Source organism: Mesorhizobium sp. M7A.F.Ca.US.014.04.1.1, from assembly GCF_003998745.1.
Classification (GTDB): Bacteria; Pseudomonadota; Alphaproteobacteria; order Rhizobiales; family Rhizobiaceae; genus Mesorhizobium; species Mesorhizobium ciceri.
The window spans coordinates 1-3,940 of record NZ_RZRW01000523.1; the positions used below are offsets into that span (position 1 = coordinate 1).

Annotated in this window: 4 protein-coding genes and 1 pseudogene; 4 read left to right on the forward strand and 1 reads right to left on the reverse strand. The window is 62.9% G+C overall.

All coding sequences use genetic code 11. The features are described from left to right. Window positions 1-159: pseudogene (locus EOA22_RS39085) on the forward strand (metalloprotease); the annotation flags it as partial. Between the two features lie 24 nt (window positions 160-183). Here the strand turns inward: EOA22_RS39085 and EOA22_RS26575 are convergent. Further along, the gene (locus tag EOA22_RS26575; RefSeq protein WP_013529172.1) at window positions 184-1,047 is read right to left on the reverse strand and encodes an RNA polymerase factor sigma-32; all 864 of its coding nucleotides are present in this window, start codon (window positions 1,045-1,047) and stop codon (window positions 184-186) included. Window positions 1,048-1,369: 322 nt separating this feature from the next. On the opposite strand from EOA22_RS26575, the gene EOA22_RS26580 reads away from it, so the two are divergent. From EOA22_RS26580 to EOA22_RS26590, 3 genes are all read left to right on the forward strand, one after another. After that, a complete protein-coding gene (locus tag EOA22_RS26580) occupies window positions 1,370-2,143 on the forward strand; it encodes an amino acid ABC transporter substrate-binding protein (protein ID WP_013529173.1) in 774 nt (257 codons plus the stop codon). Window positions 2,144-2,270: 127 nt separating this feature from the next. Further along, the gene (locus EOA22_RS26585) at window positions 2,271-2,951 is read left to right on the forward strand and encodes an amino acid ABC transporter permease (protein WP_013529174.1); all 681 of its coding nucleotides are present in this window, start codon (window positions 2,271-2,273) and stop codon (window positions 2,949-2,951) included. Beyond that, window positions 2,948-3,718, forward strand: a complete 771-nt coding sequence (locus EOA22_RS26590; protein ID WP_013529175.1) for an amino acid ABC transporter ATP-binding protein — start codon at window positions 2,948-2,950, stop codon at window positions 3,716-3,718. Before EOA22_RS26585 ends, EOA22_RS26590 begins: the two co-directional genes overlap by 4 nt. The last annotated feature ends 222 nt before the right edge of the window (window positions 3,719-3,940 follow it).

Genomic DNA, 3,940 nt, shown 5'->3' on the forward strand with positions numbered 1-3,940 from the left:
CGCGTCGTCACTGTCCAGCCTGGGCAGACGATGGGTTCGCTTTCGGCGCAGATGGTCGGCGTCGACCGTAAGCTCGACCTGTTCCGCGTCCTCAACGCGCTGTCGCCTGGTGCCGCGGTTTCGGCCGGCGACAAGGTCAAGATCGTCACGGACAAGTAGGCACCTGCGGACGCCTGCCGCCGTTCAGGCGGCAGTCGCCATGAACTCCGGATTCTGCTTCACCAACGCGACCTTCAGCTTTTCCATGGCGCGGGCCTCGATCTGGCGGACGCGTTCCTTGGAGATGCCGAGGGTTTCGCCGAGCGCTTCCAGCGTCGCGCCCTCGTCGTTAAGCCGGCGTTCCTCGATGATCCTCAACTCCCGTGCGTTGAGCGCGCGAAGCGCCTCCCTCAGCCAGAGCGAGCGGCGCGCGACATCGATCTTGTCGCCGACGATCTCGTCGGGCAGCGGATCGTCCGAGACCAGGAATTCCATGCGCTCGGTCGAACCCGCATCGTCGGCAACCGGCATGTTGAGTGAGGAGTCGGGAGCCGACAGCCGCGAATCCATCATCGCCACGTCGGCTTCGGAGACGCCGAGTGCTTCCGATACTTCGCGATAGAGCGTTGCGTTTGACAGTGGCTCGGCGCCATTCGCCAGCCGCGCGCGCAGGCGTCGCAGGTTGAAGAACAGCGCCTTCTGCGCCGAGCTGGTGCCGCCACGCACGATCGACCAGTTGCGCAGGATATAGTCCTGCATCGAGGCCCGGATCCACCATGTCGCATAGGTCGAGAACCGCACCTCGCGCTCCGGCTCGAAGCGGGCGGCGGCCTCGAGCAGTCCGACATGACCCTCCTGGACCAGGTCGCCGAGCGGCAGGCCGTAATGGCGGAATTTGGAGGCCATGGAAATGACCAGCCGCATATGCGCGACGGTGATGCTGTGCAGCGCGTTCTGGTCGTTGTCCTCTTTCCAGAGCAATGCAAGCCGATGCTCTTCGTCACGCTCGAGGTAGGGAGCCTTCATCGCCGCGCGGACCATGATCCGTCCTGCCGTGTCTTCCATCATGAGGCGCTCCCTGGGTGGTGCGGATGACTTTGCAAACTTGGCTGGCGCCTGGGTTGAAATGGCGGCGTCGTGCCCTAGAACAGCCAGAACTGCCATGCGCGGGAAAGGTTCCGCGACCGTGGCTGCGGGTATGTGTTGCCTGGCGGACTCCGGGGACTACCCGCGATAGCCGTGATGTCGGCTGGAAAGCGCCAGTTTGAGTATCTGATTTCAGAAACTGATTGTTTTTGGAATTCTGTTCCTTATTTTTTCGACTTGCATCTGTCAGTTTCCAGCGCTCACAATATGCCGGTCGGCCGGCCAAGGACGGGATCACAGAAAAATGAAATGGCTCAAGTCGCTCATCATCGCCGGAACGCTGCAGGCCTTGGCTGTCACCGCAGGCCATGCCGGCGCCAATCTCGACCAGATCAAGCAGGCCGGGGTCATCAAGGTCGGCACGGAAGGCACTTATGCGCCATTCACCTATCATGACACTTCGGGCGCACTGGTCGGCTTCGACGTCGAAATCGCCAAGGCGATCGCCGACAAGCTCGGCGTCAAGGTCGAATTCCTCGAAGGCAAGTGGGACGGGCTGATCGCCGGCCTCGACGCCAATCGCTATGACGCCGTCATCAACGAGGTCGGCATCACCGATGCCCGCAAGGCCAAGTACGACTTCTCCGATCCTTACATCGCCTCCAAGGCGGTGCTGATCGTGCGCGGCGACAACACAGACATCAAGACCTTTGCCGATCTCAAGGGCAAGAAGTCGGCGCAGTCGCTGACCTCGAATTTCGGCAAGCTGGCCGAAACGAACGGCGCCGAGCTGGTCGGCACCGATGGCTTCGACCAATCGATCCAGCTGCTTCTGACAGGCCGTGCCGACGCCACGATCAATGACAGCCTGTCGTTCCTCGACTTCAAGAAGCACAAGCCCGACGCCAATGTGAAGATCGCCGCGCAAGAGGAAAACGCCGACTATTCCGGCGTCATCGTGCGCAAGGGCGATCCGGAGCTGGTCGCGGCGATCAACAAGGCGCTGGCCGACATCAAGGCCGACGGCACCTATAAGAAAATCTCCGACACCTATTTCGGCCAGGACGTTTCGAAGTAATCTATGAGGCGGGCCGCTCCGCGGCCCACAGGACATATCGAGCGGCGAGTCGTCTTTGACGGTCCGCCGCTTTTGTCGTGATATGTCGCGCCTCGACGAAAGCCTCGACTTATTTGGAGGGTCTTACGTGCCGCACTGGCTGCAACTGATGCTGGAGTCGCTGCCTTCGCTGTTGTGGGCGGCGCTGATCTTCACCGTGCCGCTGACGCTGTTGTCCTTCGTCCTTGGGCTGACCGTTGGGTTGGGTGCGGCGCTTGCCCGGCTGTTTGGTCCGAAACCGCTGGTCGCGCTGGTGCGCTTCTATGTCTGGATCTTCCGCGGCACGCCGCTGCTGGTGCAGCTGTTCCTTATCTTCTACGGCCTGCCGTCGGTCGGTATCCTGCTCGACGCCTTCACGGCGGCGTTGATCGGCTTCACGCTCAACATCGGCGCCTACACGTCGGAAATCATCCGCGCGGCCATAGGGTCGGTGCCGAAGGGCCAGTGGGAAGCGGCCTATTCGATCGGCATGACCTGGAGCCAGGCGATGCGGCGCACCATCCTGCCGCAAGCCGGCCGGGTCGCGGTGCCGCCGCTTTCCAACACCTTTATCTCATTGGTCAAGGATACGTCGCTGGCCGCCGCCATCACCGTGCCGGAGATGTTCCAGGCGGCGCAGCGCATCGTCGCCACCACCTATGAGCCGCTGATCCTCTATGTCGAGGCGGCGATCCTCTATCTGGCGCTGAGTTCGGTGCTGTCGGCCTTGCAGACGCGGCTGGAGACCCGGCTCAACCGCTATGGCGGCTTCCTGGAGGCACGCTCATGATCGGCCTCAGCAACATCGAAAAGCGCTTTGGCGACAATCTCGTGTTGAAGGGCGTGACGGTCACCATTGCCGAAGGCAGCGTCACGGCGCTGGTCGGCCCGTCGGGCGGGGGAAAGAGCACCCTGCTGCGCTGTATCAACCTCCTGGAGATCCCGACCTCGGGCACGGTGCGCATCGGCGACGAGACGCTCGAATTCCATCCTGGTGGCAGGGTTCCGGCCAGGGATATCCAGCGCCTGCGGCTGCAGACCGGCATGGTGTTCCAGAACTTCCAGCTGTTTCCGCATCGCACCGCGATCGAGAACGTCATGGAAGGGCTGGTGACGGTGCTGAAATGGGCGCCTGAGAGGGCACGCGAGCGGGCGCTGGCTCTGCTGGAGAAGGTGGGGATGGCGCACAAGGCCGACGCCTGGCCGGCGACGCTGTCGGGCGGCCAGCAGCAGCGCGTGGCGATCGCCCGCGCCTTGGCGCCGTCGCCGAAAGTGCTGCTCTGCGACGAGCCGACCTCGGCACTCGACCCGGAACTGGCGCAAGAGGTGGTCGACGTGCTTGGCAAGCTCGCCAGTGAAGGCACGACCATGGTGATGGCGACGCATGATCTGCGCCTCGCCTCCAAGATCGCCAAGGAAGTGGTGTTCCTCGATGCCGGCGTCGTCGTCGAGAAGGGACCGGCCGCGGTGCTGTTCAACAATCCGGAGCAGCAACGGACGAAGCGGTTCATTGCGACGCTGAAGCAGGAGGCTGAGAAGGAAGGCGGCGGCGGGTAGGCGCGGCCTAGGGTCTGTAGAATTCGGGCGATGGCCCCGAAGGCGCGCCGGTTCCGGTATATCTTGCCGGATGCGCGAGCAGGCCGTCAGCCATCCTTCGGCATATCGGGCCTTGCCGCCAGCAGCCGCTGAAATTTCACCGTCAGATCTCCCTCGAAATCGCGGCTCTTCATTTGCAGGTTCAGATATGATGGCTGACGAGCGCCACGCCAAGTCCGATGA